Origin of the sequence: Allorhizocola rhizosphaerae, from assembly GCF_003426775.1 — a bacterium.
GTDB classification, from domain to species: Bacteria; Actinomycetota; Actinomycetes; order Mycobacteriales; family Micromonosporaceae; genus Allorhizocola; species Allorhizocola rhizosphaerae.
On sequence record NZ_QJUG01000032.1, the window covers coordinates 13,940 to 39,552 of the forward strand.

At 67.9% G+C, this 25,613-nt stretch carries 27 protein-coding genes and 2 pseudogenes; 18 read left to right on the forward strand and 11 right to left on the reverse strand.

The window, feature by feature from the left end; genetic code table 11:
* Positions 1-220 precede the first annotated feature (220 nt).
* From DM816_RS09170 to DM816_RS43665, 5 genes are all read left to right on the forward strand, one after another.
* A complete protein-coding gene (locus DM816_RS09170) occupies positions 221-2,263 on the forward strand; it encodes an alpha-galactosidase (protein ID WP_246001745.1) in 2,043 nt (680 codons plus the stop codon).
* Positions 2,260-3,801 carry a glycoside hydrolase family 13 protein gene (locus tag DM816_RS09175; protein ID WP_117209726.1) on the forward strand — a complete coding sequence of 514 codons (1,542 nt, stop codon included), beginning with the start codon at positions 2,260-2,262 and terminating at the stop codon, positions 3,799-3,801. The genes DM816_RS09170 and DM816_RS09175 overlap by 4 nt, the downstream gene beginning before the upstream one ends.
* A gap of 213 nt (positions 3,802-4,014) precedes the next feature.
* Complete coding sequence (locus tag DM816_RS09180; RefSeq protein ID WP_117209727.1) at positions 4,015-5,085, forward strand: LacI family DNA-binding transcriptional regulator; 1,071 nt, start codon at positions 4,015-4,017, stop codon at positions 5,083-5,085.
* Complete coding sequence (locus DM816_RS09185) at positions 5,082-6,446, forward strand: beta-N-acetylhexosaminidase (RefSeq protein ID WP_117209728.1); 1,365 nt, start codon at positions 5,082-5,084, stop codon at positions 6,444-6,446. The genes DM816_RS09180 and DM816_RS09185 overlap by 4 nt, the downstream gene beginning before the upstream one ends.
* 4 nt (positions 6,447-6,450) lie before the next feature.
* The gene (locus DM816_RS43665; RefSeq protein WP_211588605.1) at positions 6,451-7,161 is read left to right on the forward strand and encodes a nucleotidyltransferase domain-containing protein; all 711 of its coding nucleotides are present in this window, start codon (positions 6,451-6,453) and stop codon (positions 7,159-7,161) included.
* 4 nt (positions 7,162-7,165) lie between these two features.
* Here the strand turns inward: DM816_RS43665 and DM816_RS09195 are convergent, their stop codons facing one another.
* Positions 7,166-7,909 (reverse strand): VOC family protein, encoded by a 744-nt coding sequence (locus DM816_RS09195; RefSeq protein ID WP_117209759.1) that lies wholly within the window; start codon positions 7,907-7,909, stop codon positions 7,166-7,168.
* Between the two features lie 330 nt (positions 7,910-8,239).
* Between DM816_RS09195 and DM816_RS45200 the strand changes: the two genes are divergently transcribed.
* Together DM816_RS45200 and DM816_RS09205 are read left to right on the forward strand one after the other, a co-directional pair.
* The gene (locus DM816_RS45200) at positions 8,240-8,824 is read left to right on the forward strand and encodes a polysaccharide lyase beta-sandwich domain-containing protein (protein ID WP_281274311.1); all 585 of its coding nucleotides are present in this window, start codon (positions 8,240-8,242) and stop codon (positions 8,822-8,824) included.
* A gap of 233 nt (positions 8,825-9,057) precedes the next feature.
* The gene (locus DM816_RS09205; protein WP_117209730.1) at positions 9,058-9,873 is read left to right on the forward strand and encodes an alpha/beta fold hydrolase; all 816 of its coding nucleotides are present in this window, start codon (positions 9,058-9,060) and stop codon (positions 9,871-9,873) included.
* 109 nt (positions 9,874-9,982) lie between these two features.
* On the opposite strand, the gene DM816_RS09210 is transcribed toward DM816_RS09205, so the two are convergent.
* Together DM816_RS09210 and DM816_RS45715 are read right to left on the reverse strand one after the other, a co-directional pair.
* A complete protein-coding gene (locus tag DM816_RS09210) occupies positions 9,983-10,627 on the reverse strand; it encodes a hypothetical protein (protein WP_246001748.1) in 645 nt (214 codons plus the stop codon).
* A 119-nt stretch (positions 10,628-10,746) separates the two neighbouring features.
* Positions 10,747-11,064: pseudogene (locus DM816_RS45715) on the reverse strand (tetratricopeptide repeat protein); the annotation flags it as partial.
* On the opposite strand from DM816_RS45715, the gene DM816_RS45720 reads away from it, so the two are divergent.
* Positions 11,063-11,191, forward strand: a complete 129-nt coding sequence (locus tag DM816_RS45720) for a hypothetical protein (RefSeq protein ID WP_425455230.1) — start codon at positions 11,063-11,065, stop codon at positions 11,189-11,191. The pseudogene DM816_RS45715 and the gene DM816_RS45720 overlap by 2 nt on opposite strands.
* Here the strand turns inward: DM816_RS45720 and DM816_RS09220 are convergent.
* The 4 genes from DM816_RS09220 to DM816_RS09235 form a co-directional block, all read right to left on the reverse strand.
* Positions 11,178-12,032 (reverse strand): oxygenase MpaB family protein, encoded by an 855-nt coding sequence (locus DM816_RS09220; RefSeq protein WP_117209733.1) that lies wholly within the window; start codon positions 12,030-12,032, stop codon positions 11,178-11,180. The two genes, DM816_RS45720 and DM816_RS09220, sit on opposite strands and share 14 nt — an antisense overlap.
* Positions 12,025-13,233, reverse strand: coding sequence for an MAB_1171c family putative transporter (locus DM816_RS09225; RefSeq protein WP_162907268.1), 1,209 nt, complete (start codon positions 13,231-13,233; stop codon positions 12,025-12,027). Before DM816_RS09225 ends, DM816_RS09220 begins: the two co-directional genes overlap by 8 nt.
* Positions 13,163-13,684: an ImmA/IrrE family metallo-endopeptidase gene (locus DM816_RS09230; RefSeq protein WP_162907269.1), complete on the reverse strand. Its 522-nt coding sequence runs from the start codon at positions 13,682-13,684 to the stop codon at positions 13,163-13,165. Before DM816_RS09230 ends, DM816_RS09225 begins: the two co-directional genes overlap by 71 nt.
* 136 nt (positions 13,685-13,820) lie before the next feature.
* Positions 13,821-14,228, reverse strand: coding sequence for a hypothetical protein (locus DM816_RS09235; RefSeq protein ID WP_117209736.1), 408 nt, complete (start codon positions 14,226-14,228; stop codon positions 13,821-13,823).
* Between the two features lie 529 nt (positions 14,229-14,757).
* Here DM816_RS09235 and DM816_RS42340 point away from each other — a divergent pair.
* From DM816_RS42340 to DM816_RS09255, 7 genes and pseudogenes are all read left to right on the forward strand, one after another.
* Complete coding sequence (locus DM816_RS42340) at positions 14,758-15,000, forward strand: hypothetical protein (RefSeq protein WP_162907270.1); 243 nt, start codon at positions 14,758-14,760, stop codon at positions 14,998-15,000.
* 265 nt (positions 15,001-15,265) lie between these two features.
* Entirely contained in the window at positions 15,266-15,973 is a 708-nt protein-coding gene (locus DM816_RS44285; protein WP_246001751.1) for an NAD(P)-dependent oxidoreductase, read from the forward strand.
* Positions 15,877-16,095 (forward strand): annotated as a pseudogene (locus tag DM816_RS45725) (NAD(P)-dependent oxidoreductase); the annotation flags it as partial. The gene DM816_RS44285 and the pseudogene DM816_RS45725, both read left to right, overlap by 97 nt.
* Before the next feature lie 28 nt (positions 16,096-16,123).
* Positions 16,124-16,279, forward strand: coding sequence for a hypothetical protein (locus tag DM816_RS44290; protein WP_246001753.1), 156 nt, complete (start codon positions 16,124-16,126; stop codon positions 16,277-16,279).
* Positions 16,280-16,293: 14 nt separating this feature from the next.
* On the forward strand, positions 16,294-16,590 hold the full coding sequence (locus DM816_RS43670; RefSeq protein ID WP_211588606.1) for an alkaline phosphatase family protein: 297 nt from the start codon (positions 16,294-16,296) through the stop codon (positions 16,588-16,590).
* Positions 16,569-17,408, forward strand: a complete 840-nt coding sequence (locus DM816_RS09250; RefSeq protein ID WP_162907271.1) for a DMT family transporter — start codon at positions 16,569-16,571, stop codon at positions 17,406-17,408. The genes DM816_RS43670 and DM816_RS09250 overlap by 22 nt, the downstream gene beginning before the upstream one ends.
* Before the next feature lie 47 nt (positions 17,409-17,455).
* Entirely contained in the window at positions 17,456-18,283 is an 828-nt protein-coding gene (locus DM816_RS09255; protein WP_117209738.1) for a septum formation family protein, read from the forward strand.
* Positions 18,284-18,555: 272 nt separating this feature from the next.
* Here the strand turns inward: DM816_RS09255 and DM816_RS09260 are convergent, their stop codons facing one another.
* From DM816_RS09260 to DM816_RS09275, 4 genes are all read right to left on the reverse strand, one after another.
* Complete coding sequence (locus tag DM816_RS09260; RefSeq protein ID WP_117209739.1) at positions 18,556-19,716, reverse strand: cytochrome P450; 1,161 nt, start codon at positions 19,714-19,716, stop codon at positions 18,556-18,558.
* A complete protein-coding gene (locus DM816_RS09265) occupies positions 19,688-21,361 on the reverse strand; it encodes a DUF2264 domain-containing protein (protein WP_162907272.1) in 1,674 nt (557 codons plus the stop codon). The genes DM816_RS09260 and DM816_RS09265 overlap by 29 nt, the downstream gene beginning before the upstream one ends.
* Before the next feature lie 210 nt (positions 21,362-21,571).
* Positions 21,572-22,258: a dethiobiotin synthase gene (bioD, locus tag DM816_RS09270; protein WP_117209760.1), complete on the reverse strand. Its 687-nt coding sequence runs from the start codon at positions 22,256-22,258 to the stop codon at positions 21,572-21,574.
* Positions 22,258-23,355, reverse strand: coding sequence for an 8-amino-7-oxononanoate synthase (locus DM816_RS09275; RefSeq protein ID WP_117209761.1), 1,098 nt, complete (start codon positions 23,353-23,355; stop codon positions 22,258-22,260). The genes bioD and DM816_RS09275 overlap by 1 nt, the downstream gene beginning before the upstream one ends.
* Between DM816_RS09275 and bioB the strand changes: the two genes are divergently transcribed.
* The 3 genes from bioB to DM816_RS09290 are packed head-to-tail and all read left to right on the forward strand — an operon-like array spanning position 23,354 to position 25,609.
* Positions 23,354-24,349 carry a biotin synthase BioB gene (gene bioB / locus DM816_RS09280; RefSeq protein ID WP_117209741.1) on the forward strand — a complete coding sequence of 332 codons (996 nt, stop codon included), beginning with the start codon at positions 23,354-23,356 and terminating at the stop codon, positions 24,347-24,349. The two genes, DM816_RS09275 and bioB, sit on opposite strands and share 2 nt — an antisense overlap.
* Positions 24,346-24,525, forward strand: a complete 180-nt coding sequence (bsaP, locus tag DM816_RS09285) for a biotin synthase auxiliary protein BsaP (protein WP_117209742.1) — start codon at positions 24,346-24,348, stop codon at positions 24,523-24,525. The genes bioB and bsaP overlap by 4 nt, the downstream gene beginning before the upstream one ends.
* Positions 24,518-25,609: a threonine aldolase family protein gene (locus DM816_RS09290; RefSeq protein ID WP_117209743.1), complete on the forward strand. Its 1,092-nt coding sequence runs from the start codon at positions 24,518-24,520 to the stop codon at positions 25,607-25,609. The genes bsaP and DM816_RS09290 overlap by 8 nt, the downstream gene beginning before the upstream one ends.
* The last annotated feature ends 4 nt before the right edge of the window (positions 25,610-25,613 follow it).

The window sequence follows — 25,613 nt, forward strand, 5'->3', positions numbered from 1 at the left end:
CTTCGCCGTCCCCGAACCATGACAGCGCCTTCACCACGGGGGCGCTGCACCGTGCTTAAAAGTGGCATTCAGAGGAAGGCATCCGGAAGGTGCTCCAGCGCCTCACGAGTTCAGGCGTGCCGGGCGGCAGCTGAGCCGCTCGTCGAGGCAGGATGGCCGAGGCAGGATGGCCGGCTAGCGAACTCGCCCTGGCCGAACAGGGTGGAGTAGGGTTTCGCGCGTGGTCCAACAAAATCACACCTTGCGGGCCGACGGGGTCGGCGTGACGGTCGTGCTGGATAAGGATGGCGGGCTTCCGCGGATGGTGCACTGGGGTACCGATCCGGGGGTGGGCGTGCCGGATGTGGCGTACCGGTCGAGTGCGCTGCCGTTGCTGCCCGTGCAGCATGAGGGCTGGGCCGGGCGCCCCGCGATCGCCGGGGATCGCGACGGGCGGTGGCAGCATTTGCGCCTGCGCCTGGACGGCGAGGTCGAGCTGACCGGCACGAGCATGGTGGTGCGCGCCCGCGATGACGAAGCGGGCGTGGCCGTCGAGTCTATCGTGGAGGTCACGCCGCAGGGCGTGGTGAAGATGCGGCACTCGCTGACCAACGTTGGCCCCGGCGTGTGGAGTCTTGCCAATCTTAGATGCTTTTTGCCGGTACCAGATGAGGCTGTTGAAAAGCTTGATATGACCGGGCGTTGGGCACTAGAGCGGGCGCCGCAGCGCGGCAGCTTCGGTTTTGGGGCCCATGTCCGCGAGAGTCGCCGCGGCCGCACCGGGCACGACGCCACGCTCCTGCTGAGTGTTGGCACGCAAGGGTTCGCCAACCGCACCGGCGAGATCTGGTCTGTCCATGTTGGATGGAGCGGCAACCACGAGCACACCGCCGAGCGGCTGCCCGACGCCATTGCCGCACTCGGCGGGGGTGAGCTGCTCGAACCGGGCGAGGTCAGGCTCGCCGAGGGCGAGACCTATCACACGCCCACCGTCTACTTTGTCCACTCCGGTCAGGGGTTGGACGGCATCCGCGATCGCATGTACCGGCTGATCCGTGCGCGGGAGTCGCATCCGCGCACGCCCCGCCCGGTCGTGCTCAACACGTGGGAGGCCGTGTATTTCGACCACAATCTCGACAAGCTCAAGGAGCTGGCCGACACCGCGGCCCGGGTCGGGGTCGAGCGGTTCGTGCTCGACGACGGCTGGTTCCGGCATCGCCGCGACGACCGCGCCGGGCTGGGCGACTGGTTCGTTGACGAAACGGTGTGGCCCAACGGTTTGGAGCCGCTCGTCAAGCATGTGCACGGGCTGGGCATGCAATTCGGACTGTGGTTCGAACCGGAGATGGTAAATCCAGACTCGGACCTGTTCCGCGGGCATCCCGATTGGGTGCTGGCGATGCCGGGGCGCCTGCCCGCCGAGTCCCGCAATCAGCACGTGCTCGACGTGTCGCGCCCCGAGGTGTTCGACTATCTGCTGGGCCGGATCGCCGAACTCGTGTCGCGTTTGGACATCGACTATATTAAGTGGGACCACAACCGCGACGTTCACGAGCCGACCAGTGTGCACCGGCAAACCCTTGCCGTGTATGAACTGTTGCGCACCCTGAAGGCACGCTTCCCCGAACTGGAAATCGAGTCGTGTTCGTCCGGCGGGGCGCGCATCGACCTGGGCATCCTGCAGCACACCGACCGGGTGTGGACGTCGGACACCAACGACCCGATCGACCGCCAGCAGATCCAGCTGTGGACGGGCCTGCTCCTACCGCCGGAGCTGATGGGCGCGCACGTCGGCCCGAAGCGCACCCACGTCACGGGCCGGGTCACCGACCTGCATCTGCGCTGCGTGACCGCGCTGTTCGGGCACGCGGGCATGGAGGCCGACATCACCGCGTTCGACGAGCTCGACCTGTTGACCGAGTGGGTGGCCCTGTACAAGGCCAAGCGTGAGCTCATTCACACTGGGCGGGTCGTCGTGCCCGACCTCGCGGACCCGTCGGCCGTCGTGCACGGGGTCGTGTCGCAGGACGGGACGCACGCGCTGTTCAGCTACGCCCAGACCACGAGCACCCCGGCGAACATCCCGCGGTACGGGGCTCCGTTCCGGCTGCGCCTGCCCGGCCTGAATCCCGACCTTTCCTATGAAACACGGGTCGTGTTCGGACCGCACGGCAAACTCGACCTTCCCGAGGCGCGCTGGACCGGCCGTGCCCTGTCCACCATCGGGCTGCCGATGCCGCGCCTGAATCCCGCCGACGCGCTCGTCCTAGAGTTGGTCGCATGAGCAGCAGTACGACCTGGATCCACGATGCCGTCATCTACCAGATCTACCCACGCAGTTTCGCCGACGGCAATGGTGACGGCATCGGGGACCTGGCGGGCATCCGGGCGCGGCTCGGGTACCTGAAAACCCTGGGTGTAGATGCCATCTGGTTCAGCCCCTGGTACGTCTCGCCGATGGCCGACGCCGGCTACGACGTGGCCGACTACCGTGACATCGACCCGCTGTTCGGCTCGCTCGCGGAGGCCGAGACGCTGATCGCCGAGGCACACGGGCTCGGCCTCAAGGTGATCGTCGACATCGTGCCCAACCACTGCTCAAGCGCGCACCCCCTGTTTCAGGCGGCGCTGCGCGACCCGGCGGCCCCGGAGCGCGACCTGTTCTACTTCCGCGACAACCCGGCCAACGAGTGGTCCTCCCACTTCGGCGGCCCGGCCTGGTCGCAGGCGCCGGACGGCTCGTGGTACCTGCACATGTTCGCCCCCGAGCAGCCCGACTGGAACTGGGATCACCCACGGGTGCGCGAGGAGTTCGACGCCACCCTGCGCTTCTGGCTCGACCGCGGGGTCGACGGGTTCCGCATCGACGTGGCCGACCACCTGGTCAAGGATCTGTCCGCGATGGATGGATACCGCAACCAGGAGGGCGTGCATGAGATCTATCGCGAGTGGCGCAAGGTGGCCGAGTCGTATCCGCAGAAGGGCATCTTCGTCGGCGAGCTGTGGGACCCCGACCCGGTGAGCTTCGCCCGCTATCTGCGGCCCGACGAGCTGCACACCGGATTCAACTTCGCGTTTCTGGCGTGCCCGTGGGACGCGGCGATGATGCGCGAGGTGATCACGCTTACCCTCAGCACGCACCAGCCGATCAACGCGCCCGCCACCTGGGTGCTGTCCAATCACGACGTCGTGCGGCACGTGACGCGGTATGGCCGGCCGGACACCGGGCACAACTTCCTGCCCCTGCTCGACGGGCCGCCCGCCGACCTCGCACTGGGCACGCGGCGGGCCCGTGCGGCGGCGCTGCTGATGCTCGCGCTGCCCGGCTGCGCGTACGTGTACCAGGGCGAGGAGCTGGGCCTGCCCGAGGTCGAGGACCTGCCGACGCACGTCCTTCAAGATCCACGCTGGGTCCGGTCGGGCTACACCGACCGGGGCCGCGACGGGTGCCGCGTGCCGCTGCCGTGGTCCGGCACGAACCCGCCGTTCGGCTTCGGCCCGGCGGGCTCGACCCCGTGGCTGCCGCAGCCCGAGTCATGGGCCAAGCTCACTGCCGAGGCGCAGGAGGACGACCCGGGCTCGATGCTCAGCCTCTATCGCGCGGCCCTCCGGCTGCGCCGCACGCTGGACGGCGGACCGCTGGAGTGGCTGGACTCCCCCGAGGGCGTGCTGGCGTTCAAGCGCGGGCACCACACCTGCATCATCAACCTCTCCGCGGAGACGCTCCCGCTGGACGGGGACGAGCATGTCCTGCTCAAAAGCATCGACGAGCCCGGCCTGCCACCCGACGCGGCGGTCTGGGTCAAGGAAAGAGTCGCATAGCCAACGTTTCATCAAACCTGGCCGTAAGGTCAGCCGCAGACGCTTGCCCCATCCGGCCAAAGGACGGTTTGCATGCAGAGCACGCTCGCTTTGGCCTCACAAGCGCGCAAGTAGGGGCTCGGGCGGGCCGCGGGTAGGTCCGGCTGGTTGACACGCGTCGAGAAACACAGCACTATCTCCCCCAGTAACCGTTTACAGAAACTGGGGGGCGAAATGCCGCGCAAGCCTGCCGAGCAGGCGGGGAAGGCCGGAAGGGAGGCGCGCACCACCATCCGCGACGTCGCCACCCGGGCCGGCGTCTCGGTGGCCACGGTGTCGCGCGTGCTGGCCGGCAACTACCCGACCGCGCCCGCCACGCGGACCAAGGTGCTGCGCGCGGTCAAGGACCTCGACTACGTGGTAAACGTGCACGCCCGCGCGCTGGCCGGGGTGAGTCAGAAGACCGTGGCGATCCTGACCCGCGAGGTGATCACCCCTTTCTACGCCCACATCATCCAGGGCGTGGAGCAGCAGGCGGCCCAGGAGGGGCGGCTGTGCCTGGTGTGCACGACGGGCGCCGACCCCGACCGCGAGCTCGCGTACGTCAAGATGATGCGCGAGCAGGGCGCAGACGCCGTGATCACGGTAGGCGGCGTGCAGGAGACACCGGAGTACCGCAAGCAGCTCGCCCACTACGCGCAGGCGCTCGACTCCGCCGGCTCTCGCTTGGTCCTCTGTGGACGGCCGGGGCTGGGGCCCGACGTGCCGGCGCTGGTCGTGCACTACGACAACGAGGGCGGGGCCTACTCGGCGACGAGTCACGTCCTGTCCGCCGGGCACGAACGCGTGATGTTCCTCGGCGGCGCACCGGGCTTCACGACCAGTGACCCGCGGGTGCGCGGATATGAGCGGGCGATGGCGGACCGTGGGCTGAAACCATTGCTGTATTTGGGCGCATTCGGCATCCACTTTGGATACGCGACCATCAAGCGCCTGCTGCAGCAGGGCCCGCTCCCCTGCACCGGGATTGTCGCCAGTGATGACGGGTGTGCCGCCGGTGCGGTGAAAGCGTTGCGCGAGGCCGGTCTGCGGGTCCCGGACGATGTGTCCATTGTGGGATATGACGATGTGCCCATGGCCGCGCACATGTGGCCTCCGCTCACGACAGTGCACATCCCGGCCGAGGAGCTGGGCCGCACGGCGGTGCGCATGGCGCTGCAGGCCCAGCGCGGCATGCCCGAGCGCGAGACCATCCTCGGCACGCATGTGGTGGTCCGTGACTCCGTCGCACGGAGAGTCGCGTGATCCCACTCCCCCGTCAATACACCCCGCTGGAAGGCACGCTCGATCTGACGGCGCTGCCGTTCACCGGGCCGCCGGCGATCGCTGAACTGCTTGCGGAGCTTGGTTTTCCGGTCGCGGGTGAGTGGATTGCCGATAACACGTTCGGCGAAGAAGCCTATTGGCTGCGGGCCGACCAAAGTGGACTCAAGGTTCGCGGCCGGCTTTCCGGTCTGCGATGGGCTGTTCAAACCCTTCGCTCTGGTACCGCGTCCGCGTGGCAGTCTTGCGAAATCCACGATGCGCCAAGGTATTCGTGGCGCGGCAGTCTGCTGGATGTTGCGCGCTGGCACCTGCCGATCGAGTTCCTGCACCGATATGTCGACCTGATGGCGCTGCACAAGCTCAATCGGCTGCACCTGCATTTGACCGACGACCAGGGTTGGCGGTTCGAGGTGAAGCGCTATCCACGCCTGACTACCGTTGGCGGGTTCAGGCGTGAGTCCATGCGGGGGCACTACTACAACTTCGCGTTCGATGGCACGCCGCACGGCGGGTTCTACACCCAGCATGAGTTGAAAAATCTTGTGGCGTATGCGAAACGGCGCGGGGTCGAGATCATGCCCGAGATCGATCTGCCCGGCCACACTCAGGCGGCGATTGCCGCGTACCCTCAAATAGGCTTTGAAAATGTCGAGGTGTCCACGATGTGGGGCATCCACGACCAGGTGCTCAACACCAAGGACGCCACCGTCGAGTTCATCAAGCACGTGCTCGACGAGGTGGTGGAGGTCTTCCCGTTCGAATATGTGCATTTGGGCGGCGACGAGGTGCGTTCGCTGCAGTGGCAGCATTCGCCCGCGGCGCAAGCCCGAGCGGATTCGGTTGGCGATCTGCTCGGCTGGTGGATCGGAACGCTGGCAACGCATTTGGCGTCGCACGGGCGCAAAACAGCGGTGTGGGACGAGCTGCTCGACGCCGACCCGCCAGAAGGCTTGCTGTTCTTCGGTTGGCGTGACGTGACGCGGGCCCCGGCGGCGCGGGCGGCCGGGTACGATGCCGTGTCCTGCCCGCACGAGCACTGCTACTTCGATTGGTCGGAGGGCTTCCGGCCGGGCGAGCCGACCGCCATCAATGGTTTCGTGCCGCTGGAGCGGGTTTACCGGTTCGAGCCGGGCGAGGTGACCGGGGTGCAGGGCCAGCTGTGGACGGAATATCTGCCCACGCCGGCGCTCGTGGAATACCGGGCGTTCCCGAGGCTGGCCGCGCTGGCCGAGGTGGGCTGGTCGCAGGCGCCCAAGGATTTCGCCGGCTTCAAGGACCGGCTGCGGGCCCATCTGTCGTTGTTGGACAGCCTGAACGTGAACTACCGTCCCGTAGACTGAGCGCATGCGTTACGCAGACGAGCTCGTCGTGCAGGGCGCGCAGGCCGTTGTGCTCGTCGGCAGCGTCGCGCGGGGCGACGCGCTGCCCACCTCCGACGTCGACCTCATCGCGCTGGGCTCCGGACCCGCCTACCGATTGCTGGTCCGCGACGGCAGGCAGGTGTCGGTCTCCTGGCGCACCGCCGAGGACGTGCGGGCGAGCTTCCTGCAACCGGCCGAGGCGGGCGGTGCGGTGCCCGCGTGGCGCGGTGCGGTCGTCTTGGCCGATCCCACGGGCGAGGCGGCGCGGCTGCGTGCCGAGGCGCACGCCTGGGATTGGTCGCAGGTGGGCGAAGCGGCCGATGCGTGGGTGGCCGAGCAGATCACCGGCTACGCCGAGGAGGTCCACCGGCTGGTCGGCCAGGCGGGCGGCGGGAGCCCGCGGGCGGCGGCCGTGGTGCGCTGCGTGCTCGCGCTGCGCATGGCCGTGGTCCTGGCCGTGCACCACCGGATCCTCTACGACAGCGAGAACCGGTTGTGGGATCTTGTCGCCGAGGCCGAAGGTCCACGGTGGACACGGGCGCAGGACCGCGCGCTGGGCGTGGTGGAGGCGACCGTGCCCGAGGCCAACCGGGCCGCGCTCGACCTCTACGCCATGACCGCCGCCCGCACCGAACACCTGCTCGTCGACGCCCAGCGCGAAGTCGTTCGCCTGGCCCTCGCCATCGCCGCGTGACGCGTCAGGTGTTGGCGGGCAACCATTTCTGAAGTAGATTCGGGTCCGCAACGGCGGACTCGACCTCACGGCGCTCCTGTGCGCTGAGATTCAGTCGCCTGAGCCTGGCTCCCCACTCCGGGACCCGTTCCGGCTCGTTCAGCGCCGTCGAAAGCTCGATGAGCGCGGCCAGCGCCACCGCCTGCTCCACGGCCGGCGCATTTTCGCCGTGACGGCGCAGCCCCGAGTTCAGCGCCCGGAAGGCGGCCCGGTCATCGTTTTTGAACTCGCGCAGGATCCGCGCGTTGTCCAACACTCGGGCGAGCCCTTGCAGCCGCTTGGATCCGCCATACTCCAGCTCCTCCGGCTCGTCGCGCTCGATGAAGATGATCGAGTTCCCGGACGGGTCGATGACGGTGAACCGTGAGGCGCCCGCCCGATAGCGGGTGATTCGAGGCAGCCCCTTGGCGAGCACCTTTCCGTATTGCCGGCGCATCGCCTCGGTGAACGCCGCGTGATAGGGCGCGACGGCATCGACCATCACCAGGCATCCACCGGTGTTTTCCTTTGCCGGGTCCACGCTCTCGGCGGCGCGTCCGTAGTGCAATTGGAACCCGCTCCACTGGAAAGCCAGGTATAGATAGGGTTTCGTCTGTTCGTAGGTGACGGCGAAGCCGAGGGCACGCCAGAACGCCAGGGTCTCTTCCGGCGAGGCGCACGGCAGCAACGGCACGGTGGTCTCGTTGGGCTGAACAGTTTTCGCAAGCACGACCCGACGGTGCCAGAATCGCGGCTGCAATGCACATGCAAGGAATCGACATGTTTTTGCAAGACGCGGGCAACGGCGAAGGTCTCGGCGAGGCGTAAGTCAGGGCCACGCGGAGAAGCGGCGCGGAGAAGCGGCGCGGCGACGGCCGGCGCGCGATCCCTCGGTGCGGGCCATGAACGCTGCGTGTTCGCGCTACAAGCGGGCATTGTGCCGTGAGCCGCGCATGTCTAACCTGCGCTCCATAGAAAACGCTTTCCTGAACCGGAGGGACATCAATGAGGTTGTCTCGACGCACGTTCACGCTCGCGGCCAGGGCTGTGGTCTTGGGTTTTGTCACACCCGCCCGCGCGGCGGACGAGTACGACGGTCTGCGCCAGCGTTGGGCAGACTTCATCTTGGGGGAACCGGTTACGACCCCGGCGAGCGAGCCGTTCGCTACGCAACTGTCCGATCAGGCGCGGATCGCGTCGGACAACTGGAGAAGCCCGCCGTCAACCCCACCCACGGTTCCTACGCCTATCGGCTGATGCCGGGCGCGAGCAGTGCGGCGACTCAGGCCCGCGCCAACGACTCGGCCTACCTGACAGTGTTGGCGAATACTCGGTACCAACAGGGCATCAGTGTCTCTTCAATCGGCGTGACCGCTGTCAACTTCTGGGAAATCGCGGCCGCGCCGACCGCGGGATCTCGGTGGATCAGCCCGCCAGCGTCCTGATTGGACAGTCTGGCTCGACCGCGACCGTGTGTCTGGCCGATCCGCGGCAGAACATCGCCTCGATCATGCTCACGCGGCACCGCCCGGTCGCCGCGGTCACCAACAAGGACACCACGGTGACCGTGCTGCGGACCGGGCGCAACTGCACCTGCGGTTCGCCACCGACGGCACCGCCGGCCGCACGCACCTGGCCACGGTGACGCTGGGTTAACGCTTTACCAGGGTAAAATTCCGCAGTTCATCGTCTGCGAACTCGGCCAGGGCACGGTGCCAGGCATGGCCACGGTACGGCACAACTCGGCAAACTCCGCCTCGACGGTCCTGTCCACGCCATCACCTCGTCGAAGGTAAGGACGCGGCCCGCCGAGGCTACCTTGCACAAAATTTCTTCGACGCGCCGATGAGTTCCCCAAGCCGGGGTCGTCCTACTGGCATGACAAACACCACGACAGCCACCGCCACCGGCGAATACGCGCAGATCAACGGCCTTGACCTGTACTACGAATCGCACGGCTCCGGCCGCCCGATGATCCTGCTGCACGGCGGGCTCGGCTCGGGCGAGATGTTCGCGCCGGTGCTGCCGGCACTCACCGAGCACCACCGGGTCATCACCCCGGACCTGCAGGGCCACGGCCGCACCGCCGACATCGACCGCCCGCTCGACGTGCGCCTGATGGCCGACGACATCGCGGCGCTGATCGACCACCTCGGGCTGGACCGGCCCGACATCGTCGGTTTCTCGTTGGGCGGCGGTGTGGCGTTGCAGACCGCGGTCAAGCACCCCGACAAGGTGGGCCGGTTGGCGGTCTTCTCCGCGTTCCTGCGCGACGACGCGGTCTACCCGGAGATCCGTGCCCAGCAGGGCCAGGTGAGCGGGGCGGCCGCCGAGTTCATGAAGGACACCCCGATGTATGAGCTCTATCAGCGGGTCGCGCCCCGGCCGGAGGACTTTTCGCGGCTGCTCGACAAGATCGGTGAGGCGATGGCGGTCGAGTTCGACTTCACCGAGGACGTGCGCGGGTTGCGGGTGCCGACACTGATCGGCGCGGGCGATGCCGACATGGCACCGCCCAGCCACTACGTCGAAATGTTCGGTCTGCTCGGGGGCGGGCAACGCGACGGTGGCTGGATGGGCGAGGGCCGCCCCGAGGGCGGGCACGCCCTGGCGATCCTGCCCGGACGGACGCACTACAACATCCTCGACAGCCCGCTGTTCGCCGCGACCACACTCGCCTTTCTCGCCCGCTGACCCGCTCGGCACATCCACCCGAACCCCATCGGCGGCTGCCAATCGCGTGGCAGCCGCCGATCCGTTGCTCATCGATCTTTGACCAGCGAGTCGCCGGTGATGTAGAGGTTCATGTCGGTGAAGTCGAGGGTGATCGCGAAAAGCTTGAAGAACTCGTGAGTGAAGTTGGCGACCGTCCTGAACCTGAAGAAGTGGTCGACCAGCAGCGGGCCGGCAAGGCCACGAACATGGGGGCCACCGCGCGGCCAAGACTGATCCTTTCCGGCGTGATCGGGTAGACCACCTTGTTGTTGAACCGCTCGGGATGGTCGTAGTCCACTTCGACGCCCAACTGTTCGGCCATCGCCACGGTCATGCCGATGCCGAAGCGCGGTCCGCCCGTATCGAACGAGACCACCTTCGGCCCGAAGTCGAGCAGGCTGCCCAGCGTGCACGGGAAGTGGTCGCCGCCGAGCCATAGCGGCAGCTTCACCGCGCAGGCGCGCATCGCCTCCGCCCGAAACCTCCGCAGCTGCGCGCTGTCCTTGCGCCGCAGGATCAGCGCCTGGTTCGCGTAGTCCAAAGTGGTCAGGAAGTGGTAGAAGATCCAGGTGCCAAGCACCCCGTCCGGCTGCGAACCGTCAGGCAGCGACGGCTTGCGGGCATCGTTCCAATGGACCGGGACGTTGCACAGCTCGATGTCGCCCATGCGGAACGATTCCAGCACCCCGAAGTACATCGTGAAGGTCTGGCCGCCGGCCATCCCGGTCGCCATGGCTCGCCCGTCATGCTGGCGTACTGCTCGGCTTGCGCCATGTAGTAAGGGTTTCCCGCGGCCCGAAGGGGCGCGACCGCGCGGTCCAGTCGGTCCTGGCGGACGTAGCAGTCGCCGAGCTGCTGCTGGGTGGAAGCGTCGTCGGGCGCCAGCGTGACCGCCCTGGTCAGAAACCGCTCGGCGGCCTCGAACCGGTTGGACAGCAGCGCGATGTATCCCAGCTGCGCCGCCGCGTGCGCGTCATTCGGATCCTTGCGCAGCAGGCGCTTGAATCCTCGTTCCGCCTCTTCGAATCTCGCCTCTCGCAACAACTGATCCGGGTCGGCATCGGATGCCGTCGCGGCCGGCGCTCCCAATACCGGCAGTACCGCACCGGCGCCGACGGCCAGGCCTGCTCGCTGGAGAAACCGGCGTCGATCGAGATTCTCGTCAAACATGCGGGCGATTCAACCCGGCGACATGTTAACCGAGCGTTACGGACGCCGGATGATCGAGCAGGTCACCGGGCTGGTGCTGGCCGGCGTCGCCGTGCGCATGGCGGCTGCGCCCGTTAGCGCCGGTTGACCGGACGCACCGGTGACGGGCCGAGCTCCTCGATCGTGTAGCCGTCCGGATAGGTCCGGCTCGGCTCTCCGGGAGTGAAGAAGTCCTTCTTCGGCGGGCCGGTCATCCGCCGCAGCAGCGATCGAACCCGCAGCAGCGAACGCACGGCGATGAGCACACGTGCCGAGGGCCTGGCGATGCCGAGGGCTTGGCGCAAGTGTTCGTCCAGCAGCGCCTCCCTGGCCTGGATCGCCACCCGTTGGAACATCCGGGGGACGCGCCGGCGGGTCATGGCTCTGATCGCCTCCACCATCGGCGTCACGGCGGGATCGGGACCGAGGTTGGCTTCCTCAAAGGCGTTGAAGAACGCCTCGTACTCCTCCCATGTCGCCGGCACCTCCTGGACCCCCATCAGATCGCCGACCCGTCGCCAGAAGGCAAGGGTGGCTGCCCGTTCGACCGGATGCAGCGGCCGGTGCGCATGCCGGTCGATCCACCTGGTGGGGCAGAAAACGTTGGTGCCGAGCACGTAAAGGTATTCGTCGTTGGTGATGCCATAGACCCGGTGCATCCGGTTGAGCCGGGCGATGACCTGTCTGCCCCTCCGGCTGTCGGGGCCACCATCGATCAGCTCATACATCGCCAGGCGGGTGTCGTCACCGCGCTTGTCCGTGCGCTCGATCATCTCACCGGTGTCGTGCAACAGCCGGGCGATCGACGGGATCGCGAACGTGCGATAGAACGCCAGCCCGAATCCGACGCGCATGTCAACGGCGAACTCCCGCTGCACCATGTATCGGTAGATGGTGTGGTGGTCGCGCTGCGGGTCGAGCCCCTCCAGGTATCGCGGTAGGTTACGCATGCGCCGGGTCCTCGGCTCGACGCTGGGCCACCTCCGCGAGAGCCTGCGCGACCAACGGTGAGCCGGCAAACGCGCGAGACACCCGCACCAGCCATGGCGCCTCGCCCTGCTGGGTCATGGGCACCGTGCTGTCGCCGGTCCGCCGCTCCGTTTCAGTCGCCCGCAGCGCGTCGGCGATCTGTGTCGCCTGTGCTATCACGCGGATCTGGTCGTCGGGCAGTCCGTGCCGTTCGGCGAGCGCGGCAGCGGTGTCCGCGGCCAGTCTGTCCATCCTCGGCCGAAGTGCGACGAGGGCGTCGAGCACCTCGATGGTCCGCTCGTTGAGTCTCCTGCCGTTTCCCCACCAGTTGACGATCCACCCGATACCGCCGTACCGCGGCCTACGCTTGAGCACCTCGGGATACTGCTGGGTCAAGGCTCGGTAGAGCGGTTCCATCCGCCGGCACAGCTCGGCTTGGCGGCTGCGGCGGATCACCTCAACGGTTCCGCCGATGGTGCCGGGCACCAGCAGGCCGAGCGAGAACCCGGCGACAGCCAGGAGCACGAGCAGCCGGTTGAGTCCGGTGTGTGGCGGTAATGTCGCGCCCGCCAGACCGGCCAGGCCGTCGACGATGCCCAGCAGGGCAAACAGCGCGCTTCCCAGGCAGCCGCCAAACGCGACCATGGACAGGCCCACCCGGTGGTACCAGCTGGGAACCCGACGCAGATACACCAGGCTCAGCCTGCCCGCCTCGAACATGGTCCAGGCGATCGCGGCACCCAACACGATCGAGTACCACGCCACGGTGGGGCGGCCGGCGTTGGCCAGCCGCCAACTGTCCAAAATCTCCGGTACCTCGGGCGTGGCGAAAAACAACACGTTGAGCGCGATGATTGCCGCGGCCATGACCGGGGCGCGTTTCCTCAGCGCGGCCCGATATCCACCCTCCAGCCGCCAGAACATGTACATCATGAGCAGAAAAAACAGCGCCGCGAGGCCGAGACTGTGGCAGATGACGATGGCGATGTTGTTGTACCCCAGCGCCTGGTTGATCGCGTGGTAACCGGAGGGGGTGACTGCCGCCTGCGCCACCCCTTCGAGCGTGAGCCAGACGATCGCCATATAACGCGCCGGCGTGCGGGCATTGGGGCTAAACAGTAAAACGAAACCAACGACGGCGGCGGCCAGCAGCGCCACCGCGGGGGTCAGCCAGGCTATCAACGGTTACTCCTCGATAGAGGGTGTCCATGACGCGCCGCACGTCGTCCGGCACCCGTGAGGGCGACGGGAGCGCGGCGCGCTCCAGGATGAGGGCAGCAAGCGTCTCGGCGGCTTGCTCCTGTTCGCTGCTGTAATGGTGCGGCAGGCCCGCCTGAGCCGAAAGCTCGGCGGCGGCATGCCCTTGATGACCGAGCCACATGTGCGCGGCCTCGTGGCAGACGACGTGCGAACGGTGCAACGGCGTGGCCTTCTCGTCCACCACCAGGAAATCGGCGGTTTCCCGCTCCACCCAGCAGCCGGTGATGCCGCCAACGACCTTCCACGGCACCACGATGATCGGCCTGCGCCGCGCCTCGGCCAGCCAGGCCAAGAACGCATCGGCGGACCAGGGATCGGGGATATGCAGGCCCTCCAGGGCCTCCAGGCACTCCGCCTCGATCTTGCGGTTCACCGTCACGCCCTGCGGTGCCCGGCGCGGTTCGTCCCGATGTCGAAACCCGCTGCGGCCGGGCAGTAGCGGCGGCCAAGGACGTCACGCGGCTTACCCATGTCATCTCCCCGCTTGCTCCATGGCAGGCACCTTACGTCTATGGGTCGAGCTGAGCGGCCTCGTCGGCCTTGCCCTGGGCAGATTCTAATTTGGAGATGTGTTCGAGCAGCTCTTGCACCATCTCCAATCCGGCCGGCGACAGTTGCGACGCCCGCAACGCGATGCGCGCGGCTGCCGGGTTGAGCGCCGGTGCTGTCGCCTCGGGCTGGAGATAATTCGGATCGACTTCGAAGAACGTCGCTATCCTCTGCAGGATGCCGCTCTGCACCTTTGCCGGATCGGTGATCCCCTTGCGCAGATTGAAGATCAGCGTGTGTGAGCAGCCAACCGCGGACCCGATGTCGCGGTCGGTGTATCGCTTGCCGCCCGCGCCGGGCTTGCGCACCGTCTCTATCAGGTCGGTCAGGCGCTCGGCGACTGATCGAGGGCGTTGAGGCTCGCCCACAGCGCCTCCAGGATGTTGAGTGTGACTAACACTTTGGTCCAAAGTGTTTTCTGTGGTTGACAAGATTGATGGGGACCACCTTAGACTGTCCAAGTCCGAGACTCAACGCCTTCCGAGTGCCTACGGGACAGCGCAGCGCAAACATCGCCAGGGGCGGCGGGGAGGCAGCGACGGCGCACACGCGCAAGGCGGCGTGCCGGAGCCTGAAACCGGGAGAGGCGAGCGTGAAGGTGCAGGGCTGTCCCCCTACATCGGCAATCGGGGGCACAGCGGGAGTGGTTTCCCCTTCCGTTGTGGTGTAGCTTGCCTCTCCCCAGTGCCACGGGTGAATCCGAAGATCAGCGTCTCGCATGATGGCGCCGCGATGAAATCGCACGAGGGCCGGTCTTCGGGAGTGCGACCGACTCTCTGGGGAAAGGGGATTTAGCCGTTGGCGGCGGCGTGTTCGCGCGCCAACTCCTCGGCCATCCCTGTCGCCGCCACCCGCCATGAACTCCTTGACCATCGTGTCCCAATCGGACAGTGGACGGTGACCGAAGACTACCGCGGCGTGCGCGTCACCGGTGGCCTTGCTCAGCTGCGCCCATTTGCTGGAGTACGTTTCCGAGCGCAGCCCGTTGGACGGATCGGCGATCGACTTGGCCAGCGCACCCCCGCCCGGGTAGTAAAGGACGACCGGCGCAGCGGCGATGTGTTTGATGGGCACGTTGGTGGGGTTTTCGGTCTTGCCGAGCTCGGTCTTGACAATTCCACCGTCGGCGCGCGCGAGTGAAGTGCACGCCTTCGACCCCATAATTTGCCAATTCATATTCCTTGGTACCGAACGGGGCCGCCAGCCAGTTGAGCACGCGCAGCAGCATCTTGATCCGATCGGCGGGCGCCTTCTTGAACACGACATAGCCGAAGCGGCCGGAGCCCTGCCGTGGCGTGGCGGTTTTACCGTACGGCAGGGCAATCGCATGCTCTTGCCCTCTCCGTGACGGCTCCATGTTGACGGCGAACATAAAACGGTTACTACGTTGCGTCAAGGGCTTGTTATGGAAAGCAGCTCGCTCAGGGTGCTCGACGGTGGCAAGCGTTTACTAACGGGACTGCCTTTGATGGTCGTTGCCGCGTTCGCCCTCACCCCGCGGCTGTTCGCCGACCTGTTCCCGGAGGATGTGCGCAAGCGCATCCACGCGGTCGCCACGGTGGTCCCGGACCTCACGAGCGACGTCGAGGTGCTGCTCACCGGGTGGGGCTGCCCGCGCATGGAGCTCGCGCGGATGCCCAGGCTCGGGACGATCCTGCACGCCGCCGGATCGGTCAAGGGGTACGTGTCGCCCGAGGCGTTCGAGCGCGGGATCGTCGTGTCGTCGGCGGCCCAGGTCAACGCCCGCCCGGTGGCCGAATACACGGTCGCGGCGCTCGTGCTCGGGCTCAAACGGGCGTTCCGGCACGCCCGGCACTACGCGGGCGGCCGGCCGGAACTGGGGCACATGCCGGGCGAGGCCAGCGGCGTCAGCGGTACCGTCATAGGGATTGCGGGTTTCTCACGCATCGGCCGCATGGTGGCGGCGAAGCTGCGCGACTACGACGTGCGCGTGCTGGTGAGCGATCCCTATGTGCCGGAACAGGAAATACCGCGCTCGGCGCCGAGCCGTCCGATCTGGACACGCTTTGCGCGGTCTCCAGCGCCTTCACCGTCCACGCCCCCGAGCTGCCAGAGACCCGTCATCTCATCGACGGGCGGAGACTTGCGCTGATGCGCGATGGGGCACTGCTCGTCAACACCGCTCGGGGGTCGCTTGTGGACACTCTTGCTTTGACGGAAGCCTGCGCGAGCGGACGCGTCGACACCGTCCTTGACGTCACCGCGCCGGAGCCGCTGCCGCACCATTCATCCGCTCCCGCGGATGCCCAATGTTGTTGTCACACCGCACATCGCGGGCTCGCGCGGGCGGGAGCTGCGCCTGCTGGGCGCACACGTCGCGGCCGAGCTGGAGCGCTTCGTCGCCGGGCAACCGCTGCACGGACTGGTGAACCCGCACGATCTCCCCCGAATCGCTTAGGAGTGCGTTGAAGCATGTGGTCGTCTTTGGAGTCGGCGGTGTGCGGACCGATGCGTTGCGCGCCGCGGCCCACTGATGCGGATGAGCAGTGGACGTTTGTCGTCGTGACCGACCATGGGCATCGCGACGGCGGTGGCCACGCTGGACGGTCCACATGGGAGCGCGCGGCGTGGGCCGCAACGTGTGGGCCGGGTATCGTCGCAGGTGTGCAGGCCACCCACGCCGACATCGCCCCGACCGTGCCCGCCGCGGCCGGCGTGCCGATCCACTCGGGGGACGGGTTCCCCGGATGCTCCTTCCAATCGCGCTAGTCCTTGCCTCGGTCGTCTGCCACGCCACGTGGAACCTGTTGGCGAAGAAGGCGGGTTCCACCGAGTTTCTCGGCGTGTGGTCGGTGGTCGCGGCCGTGCTGTGGGCGCCGCTGGGCATCTGGGTGCTGGCAAACGCCTGGGACACTTTGGACTGGCGGGCGCTGCAGTTCATCGGTGGTGCCCTCTTCCTGCACACCTCCTACTTCGTCGTATTGCAGCGGGGCTATCGCATAGGCGATCTGTCCGTCGTCTACCCCATCGCGCGCGGGCTCGGGCCGGTGCTCACCTGCCTGGTGGCCGTGCCGTTCTTCGGCGAAGACCCGGGCCTGCTGGGCTGGGCGGGCACGTTCATCCTCGCGATCAGCGTTGCGGTGCTTGGGAAACCGCGCGTGACGGCGTGGCGTCCTGTGGCCTATGCCGTCGTGGTTGGACTGTTCATCGCGGCATACACGTTGTGGGACAAGGCAGCCGTCGCCATCCTGCCGCCGCTGCTCATCAACTGGGCCACCGACACGGGCCGCGCGATCCTGTTCGCGCCGTGGTTGTGGCGCCGCCGCGCGGCCGTCAAGCAGGTGTGGCAGTCTTACAAGCGCCACATCTTCGGCACGGCCATTTGCGCGCCCGGGGCGTACATCCTCGTGCTCACCGCGCTGACCATGGCACCGGTGACCGTCATCGCCCCGCTGCGCGAGGTGACTGTGCTGCTCGTGGTGTTCCTCGGGGCCAAACTGCTGGGCGAACACGACATGTGGCGCCGCCTCACCGCCGCGCTGGGCGTCGTGCTCGGCGCCGTCGGCGTCACGCTGGGCCGCTCGTAACGAGCCGCGCGGGACCGGTCCCGCGCTCGGCGAAGTAACCTGGGCCGGTGCGATGGGGAGCAAAGACGGGCGCGACGGTGCTGGTTGCACTGGTGCTGGCTGCGGGCTGCGCCGATGACAAGGTTGGCAAAGACAACGGCACCGGAGCGCAGCCGTCCGCGAGCCCGAGTGCCCGGCCCGACGGGGTCGGACCGCACCGGTCCGGTGACTGTCTCGATGCCTCCAGCGGCACGCTGACCAGGGTCGATTGTGGGCAGCCGCATGAATACGAGGTGGTGCTCTCCGCCGCGCTGCCGGAGGGCACACCAGACAGGCATCCGCCGGACGTGCCTCCCGCGATCGAGGCCAACTGCCGCGCGGCTCGCACCGACTATCTGCGCGGGCCCGACGCCGACGCGACCCGCTTGGAGGTGCTGGAGTCCTGGCCCAACAAGGAGTTGTGGGACAAGGGCGACAGGTGGTTTGCGTGCGTGCTCGCCGAGCGCGGCGAGGACAACAACCCCGTGCGGCGCACCGGAGCCCTGACCGGCGCGCTCGCCGCCGGACTCGGCCCATTCCAGCGGTGCATGACGCACGAGCCGCTGGCCAACGGCCCGCTGCACGTCGTCCCGTGCGACAAGCCGCATCGCAGTGAGGCCGTGCCCGGGGTGCTCGTGCTCGGTCTGCCCACCGATCCCGCACCGAGTCTGCAGGAGATGGCCGACCGTGCCGTGCCGCACTGCGAGCGGATGGTGGCCGACTATCTCGGTGGGCCAAGGCCGGGCGTCAAGCCGCGCGCCATCTTTCCGCTGCCCGAGGAGTGGCCGGGTGGCCGCACCACTGCCGTGTGCTACGCCGTCTCCGACACGATGGTCACGGGTCCGTTGCGCGGCTGATCGTCTGGGGCCCAATCTGTTCCCGGACGTCACCGCATGCGCGGGGTGTCCGGGCACCAGGCACGGTCGGGCACGCGGCGATTAACCCGGAAGGCGGCAGCCACAGGTGGCCTCGTGGAGAAGACGCACCTATACGAGCGGTCGCTCAATGAATTGGAGCATCACTTTGGAACCCATGCCGTGAAGGCGTTATTCGGTTCCTTTTGCGGTCAAGGACGCACCAGATCGGTGAAGTACGAGGAGCCGGCCTCGGCCCTCTTGCGCATCGGGTCCTAAAAGCTGATCGTGAAGGCGTCGGGCATGCGGAAGCTCAGATTGTCGGGGCACCAGGGCGCACGCACGACCGTTGCCTTCCGCAGCAACGGAAACGTCTCGCCCACGATGACGGCCGACTCCATTCGCGACAGTTGGGCGCCGACGCAGCGGTGCGCCCCCGCGCCGAACGCCAGATGCTTGCGTGAGCCGGGCTGACCGGGCACAAAGGACGGTCCCGCGAGCTGCGCTCCGGCGCGGGCCAGCCACAGCACGATGCTGCGCCCCTTGGGGATGGCGTGACCGTCCAGGGTGGTGTCCTGCCCCGCGATTCGGCGCCAGGTCGGGATCGGCGGGGTGAGGCGCAGCCCCTCCTCCACCACGTCATCGACGGCGATCGAGCCGTCGCCCAGCCCGTCGAGCACCCGCCGTTCGCGCGTGAGCCGATGCATGAGCAGCGTCAAAAACTGCGACGTGGTCTCCTGCCCGGCAACGAGCAGGAAAAACAGCGCTCCGATCGGGGTGTCCTTGGGCAAACCCTTGGCGGCGGCGTGGTCGCGCAACTCGCCCACCAGGCCTCCCGCGTCCTTGACGAATTTTCTCAGTACCGCGTGGAAGCGCCCGACCTCGTCGGCCAGCGCGCGCTGACGCGGCTCGTCGACCGGCGCCCAGAACAGCTCCAGCGCAGCGCGGGAGAAGTCCTTGACCGCGTCCACCGCAGCCTCGGGCAACTCGACCAGACGCGAGAGCACCAGCAGCGGCACGTCGGCCGCGAGTTCGGCGTAGAGGTCGACGCTCTCGCCGGATTCGAGCCGCTTGGTGAACCCGGCGACCCGGTCGCGCACCAGGTCGGTCAGCCACGGCCGCACCGCCTCGACCCGCTCCGGGTGCAGGGCGCGGGCCGTGATCGCGCGAATGCCCGGGTGGGACGGCATGCCGTTGTTGGCGAGCGTTGGCGGGAGGCGGAAGCCGTACCGGATAAGGATTCGCAAAGCACTGACCGGGATCGGCGTCATCGCGTCGAGGGCGTTGCCGGGCAGGAAGGTGGCCGGGTCGGCCAGCACGCGCTTGACGAGGGCATGGCTCGACACGACCGTGTGGGTGACGCCCACATGGTCGGCCACCTCGGCTACCGCCGGGAAGTCCCGATCCTCATCGAAGTCCCAGGTCCGGAACAACACCCGACCACGCTACATCGTCGCCCGGGGTCGATCCGAGATACACGGCGCATGTGAGAACGTGGTCACCCGGTTCGAGGGCACCGGTCAGCGTGGGGATGCAGGTGCGCTGGAACAGCACATTTGTCGCGGAGAGCGGGCGGATCACGGTGCCGGAGCGGTCGCCCGATAGGTCCACGATGGCCGAGTTCGCGAAGCTGGCTCGCCCGGCGCTCGCGTTTCCCTCGAAGTGGTCCGGGTGCCACGGGGTGAGCCACTGCGCAGCGAACCCGCCCTCGGCGGTGAGCAGCGGTCTTTCGGTCCGGATCCGATGCACGCGCAAGTGCCACTCCCCGCGCGGAATCAGCCATGTCTCGATGGTCACATCCGGCCACGGCTGCCAGCGCGACCAGACCATGTCACCGTCCACACGCGACTCTTCGGCCTTTTCGCGGGTGCGCCAGTGGCGGCCGGCATCGTCGGAGAGCGCGAGTGTGTTGTCGTACGCGCCTTGTTCGAGACTGTGATTCGCTGCGCCCACGCTGAACCCGGCACGGGTCGAGTAGGCGAAGCGCGCGTATTTCGCCTCGCCGCCCCGCGCCCAATCGACCCAGCCCTGCCCGTTGTACAGGACCACGTCGCCGTTGTGCCGCTGGACTAACGCCTTGGCACTCGGCTGGCGGGAAAGCCCATCCTGCAAGGCTTCCGGGTCGGCCGTCCAAAAGGGATGGTCGTGCGGCAGTGCGAGCGGGAGGAAGAATTTCATTCCCCAGTACGGCGAGCCGCCCCCGATGTATTGCTCGACGATCGCCGTGTTGGGGTAGCTATAGCCCACGGTCAGCAGGCCATCCCCGTCCAGGATCGGCTGCCGCCACCACCATTCGAGATGCCGCTGCGCCAGGCCGCGCACGCGCCCCCACGGCAGCGCCTCGACTCCCGCATAGGCCAGCGCGCCCCAAAACGCGCCCTGCGCCATGCGATAGGCCAGACTCCGTCCGATCGGGACGGCCTCACCGGACGCGGCGAACCAGTACTCGAACTGCTTGGCGAACGCCGCCATCTCGTCGGTCCGCCGGCCCAGCAGCGCGTTGTAGAAATGGAACCCGAACGGGTTGTAGTAATCGAAGCGCTGGGTCGGACCGTCCTGGTACCAACCATCGGCCATATAAAATTCGTCCAGCCGCGCCAGATGCTCCCCGCCGTCGATCCCGAACGCGTGCCCAGCGAGCACGGGAAAGAAGTGCCAGTTGTTGTCCACCGGTTCGGTGGCCGCCGCCGCGCGCAGCCACGCCTCCAGATGCGGGCTCGAAAGGTGTTGCGGCACACGGGAAAGCGCCCACCCGACCGCGGCCGCCTCGACCAGCCGCTGATTGCGGGGCGTGGGCGGGCCGATGTACCACTCGTGGTCCGGGTCGACCGCCTTGCCAACGGTTTCGCGCACAATCGGCCACAGGTCACACTCCGGGCCCAGCGCCGCCAACCCCCACAGCGGCCGCGTCACCAGCTCCCACCACGTGGCACCCGGATCGTTCACGCTCGCCACCGCCGGTTGCCGCGCCGGCCCGAGCACCGCCCGCTCCACGGCCGGCGTCACCAACCGCAGCAGTGCCCACTCCCACCCCTCACGCCCGATCGGCAACGGCCCATGCAGTTCAAGCGGCGACGTCATAACGCCCAAGTCTCCCCTACCCTCCACCCGGGTGATCGCCCACCCCCGGGTTGCCGGAGGTCGCGCCAGAACACGATCACGCCGACGATTCCGAGCGGATAGGCGAGGCCGCAGCGCCGCGGTCGCAAGCCGGCGCGCCGGTGCCGCGTGGGCGGCCATCGCCGGCGGAGCACTGCTCGTCGTGCGGGCCGTCCTAATCAGCGAATCGGATCAGTCCGTGAAGGCGTCGGTCAGATCGCGGAGGTTGTCGCAGGTGCCGTGGAGCTCGGGGGTGAACCAGCCGGGAGCACTGCGGCGGAAGACCCCAGGGGCCAGCGAGCCCGCTGCGTCGGGGAGCAGGCCGTGCAGCGAGCCGGGGAGGTCGTCGAGATTGGTGAAGTGGACAAGCTCGGGCGAGGCGGGCCAAGCACCGATGACGACGTGAGCGGGGACGCCTCGGCGCTCCAGGGCTTCGAGGGTCAGCGCGGTGTGGTTGAGCGTGCCGAGCCCGGCGCGCACGACGACGACAGCGGGCGCGCCGAGCGCGACCGCGAGGTCGGCGATGGTCCAGGCAGCCCCGCCCGGCCGCAGCCCCATGGGCACGAGCAGGCCACCCGCGCCCTCGACGAGCGTCAGCTCATGCTCGGCGGAGATTTCCTTGATGGCGTCGGTGACCGCGTAGAGGTCCAGCGGTTCGAGGTCGGCCACCCGCGCGGCCGCCAGCGGGGCCAGTGGATCGGGGAACGATGCGAGCGTCTTGGCGAAGGCCGGGGCCGCGAGGTGTGTCACGGTGTCCACATCGGAATCGTCACCCGTCTGCGCGGGCTTGACCACCGCGACGCCACGGCCGAGCGCGGCCGCGATGGCCGCCGTGACAATGGTCTTGCCGACGCCCGTGTCCGTGCCGGTCACGACCATCATGGACGGCATTGCGCGATGACCTCCAAAGCGTGTTCGAAGTCGGCCCGTGGCACGCCGGCGTTGATGGTCAGGCGCAACCGCGAGGTGCCGTCCGGGGTGGACGGTGGCCGGAAGCACCCTACCGCCACGCCCTTGTCGCGGCATGCGGCCGCCCACTCCACGGCCTGCACGGCCGACGGGGCGCGCAGCGAGACTACCCCACCCGGCGTGCCATCCTCGATCATCGAGGCCCGCTCGTGCAGTTCCGCGCGCAGTGCGTCGCCTTCGAGAGAGCCCGCGATGTCAAGCGCCGCAAGCACGCCGGCCACGACCGCGGGCGGCGGCGCGGTGTCGAAGATGAACGTGCGGCACGTGTCGATCAGGTGCCGGATGAGCGGGTCGGGCCCGGCGACGAAGCCTCCGGCCCCGCCCAGCGCCTTGGACAGGGTCGCGGTGATGATGACGTCGGGCTGGCCGGCCATGGCGGGCGGGTCGACCACGCCCAGGCCATGCGCATCGTCGATCATCAGTAGGGCTCCGAAGCGGCGCGCCGCGTCGTGATAGTCCCAAAGCGGGGCCAGGTCGCCGTCCACCGAAAACACCGACTCGGTCAGCACGATCATCGGGCGCCCGGCATGCTTTTCCAACACCGATTCGAGCGCGGCCGCCGACCCGTGCGTAAAAACCTCGAATTCCGCGCGTGCGAGCCGGACTCCGTCGATCATCGAGGCGTGGCAATGCGCATCCAGGACGAGCAGGCATTGTGGCTGTGTTCTGGCCAAGGCGGAGATGACGCCGAGATTTGCCAGGTATCCGGATGAGAAAACAAGCGAACTGGCGGTCCCCATCCAATCGGCGAGCCGGGACTCCAGCCGCACATGAAGGTCGCTCGTCCCGCGCACGAGACGCGACGCCTTCGCCCCCATGCCGTAGCGCCGGGCGGCCGCACAAAACGCCTCGACCACTCGAGGATCGCTGGACAGCCCGAGATAGTCGTTGCCCGCCAGATCGATCCCGCCCGGGAAAGCAGCAGCTGACCTGCGCAGACCCGCCCGTTCACGCAGTCGCGCCTTATGCGTGAGCCGCACCAGCCAGTCGTTGTAGGGTACCGACATGGCCTCCATTCTTGACCATGCCCGTGTAGCGGTGCTCGAGCAGGGCGTCGGCCTCGACGAGGCCGGCATCCTGCAGGTGCTGCGGTTGCCCGACGACGAGATCCCGGCGGCGCTCCAGCTCGCGCACGAGGTGCGGATGCGCTGGTGCGGCCCGGAGGTGGAGGTCGAGGGCATCGTGTCGCTGAAGACCGGCGGCTGCCCGGAGGATTGCCACTTCTGCTCGCAATCCGGGCTTTTCTCGTCTCCCGTGCGGAGTGTGTGGCTCGACATCCCCTCGCTCGTGGAGGCGGCCAAACAGACCGCGGCGACGGGCGCGTCCGAGTTCTGCATCGTGGCGGCCGTGCGCGGGCCCGACGACAAGCTGATGAAGCAGATGCGCGACGGCGTGGCGGCCATCAAGGCGGCCGTCGACATCAACGTGGCCGCGTCGCTGGGAATGCTTACCCAGCAACAGGTTGACCAGCTCGTCGAGATGGGTGTGCACCGCTACAACCACAACCTTGAGACGGCCCAGTCGTTCTTCCCCAACGTCGTGACGACTCATACGTGGGAGGAGCGCTGGAGCACGCTCAAGATGGTCCGCGAGTCGGGCATGGAGGTGTGCTGCGGGGGCATCCTCGGGCTCGGTGAGACGGTCGAACAGCGCGCCGAATTCGCGGCGCAGCTCGCCGAGTTGCAGCCACACGAGGTACCACTCAATTTCTTGAATCCTCGGCCCGGCACGCCGCTTGGCGACCGGCCCATCGTGGATCCAAAGGACGCGCTGCGGGCGATCGCGGCATTCCGGCTCGCGCTGCCCCGCACGATTCTGCGTTACGCCGGTGGAAGAGAAATAACCCTTGGCGATCTGGGCACCAGGGACGGCCTCCTGGGCGGGATCAACGCGGTGATCGTCGGCAACTACCTGACCACGCTGGGCCGCCCGGCGACTCAGGATTTGGAGTTGCTGCAGGAGCTCAAGATGCCCGTGAAAGCGTTGTCGGCGACGCTATGACGGTCATGGTCTACTGCGAACGGTGCGGCGAGCCCGGCCGGCACGACGAGTGCGAGCGGGCGCGAGCCTTGGAGCCGCCGCGTTTCTGCGCCAAGTGCCGGCGCCGGATGAAGGTGCAGGTGGTTCCGGCCGGTTGGACCGCGACGTGCGTCGAGCACGGGACCATGCATGGCTGACGACGCCCGGCGGCGGTGGGCGGCCATGGCCGGCTGCGACCGCATCGTCTCGGGCATCGGCGCCGTCCCTCCCCGGCGGCGGCTGGCCCAGCTGCTGGAGGGCGGGTTCGACCTGGACGCAGCGCCGGACATCTACGGCGACGGGCCGGTGCGCCGGCTTGAAGAGCGCGTCGCCGAGCTGCTGGGCAAGCAGGAGGTGGCGTTCTTCCCCAGCGGCACGATGGCCCAGCAGGTCGCGTTGCGGATTTGGGCGGCCCGCAAGGGAAACTCGGTCGTGGCGTTGCATCCGCTGCAACATCCGGTGGTTTGGGAGCGGGATGCGTTGTCCGTCCTGTCTGGACTGCGCACGGTGTGGGTGACGCGGGAGCCGCGCCAGCCCACGGCCGACGAGGTGCTCGCGGTGGACGAGCCGTTCGGCACGCTGATGGTCGAGCTGCCGCTGCGCGAGGCGGGATACCTGCTGCCGACGTTCGCCGAGCTGACGGAGCTCGCCGGCGCGGCACGGGCGCGGGGCGCATATGTCCACTTCGACGGCGCGCGGCTGTGGGAGTCCACGGCATATCTCGGCGAGGAGCTGCCGACCGTCGCGGCCCTGGCAGACAGCGTGTATGTCTCGTTTTACAAGACCCTGATGGGCCTGTCGGGTGCGGCGCTCGCCGGTCCGGCCGAGTTCATCAGCGAGGCCAAGGCATGGCGGCACCGCTACGGAGGCAAGCTGTTTCAGCAGTGGCCGTCCGTCTTCACCGCGCTGCACGGGCTCGACACGATCCTGCCCCGGCTATCGTCCTATGTGGCGCATGCCCGCACACTGGCCAAGGCCCTGCCCGGCCGTGTCCACCCCGATCCCCCGCACACCCATCAGTTCCAGCTCTGGTTGCCCGGCCCGGCTTCGACCCTCAACGAGGCATGCCTGCGGCTGGCCGAGCGCGAGCGGGTCTGGTTCGCCTCGGGCTGGCGCGACCAACCGCCCACCGGGCTGGCCATGACCGAGATCACCATCGCGGCCCCCGCCCTCTCCCTCACCCCCGCCGACGTCACCGCCATCGCCGATGCCTTCCTGGCCGAGTTCAACTCAGTCGACTAAATCT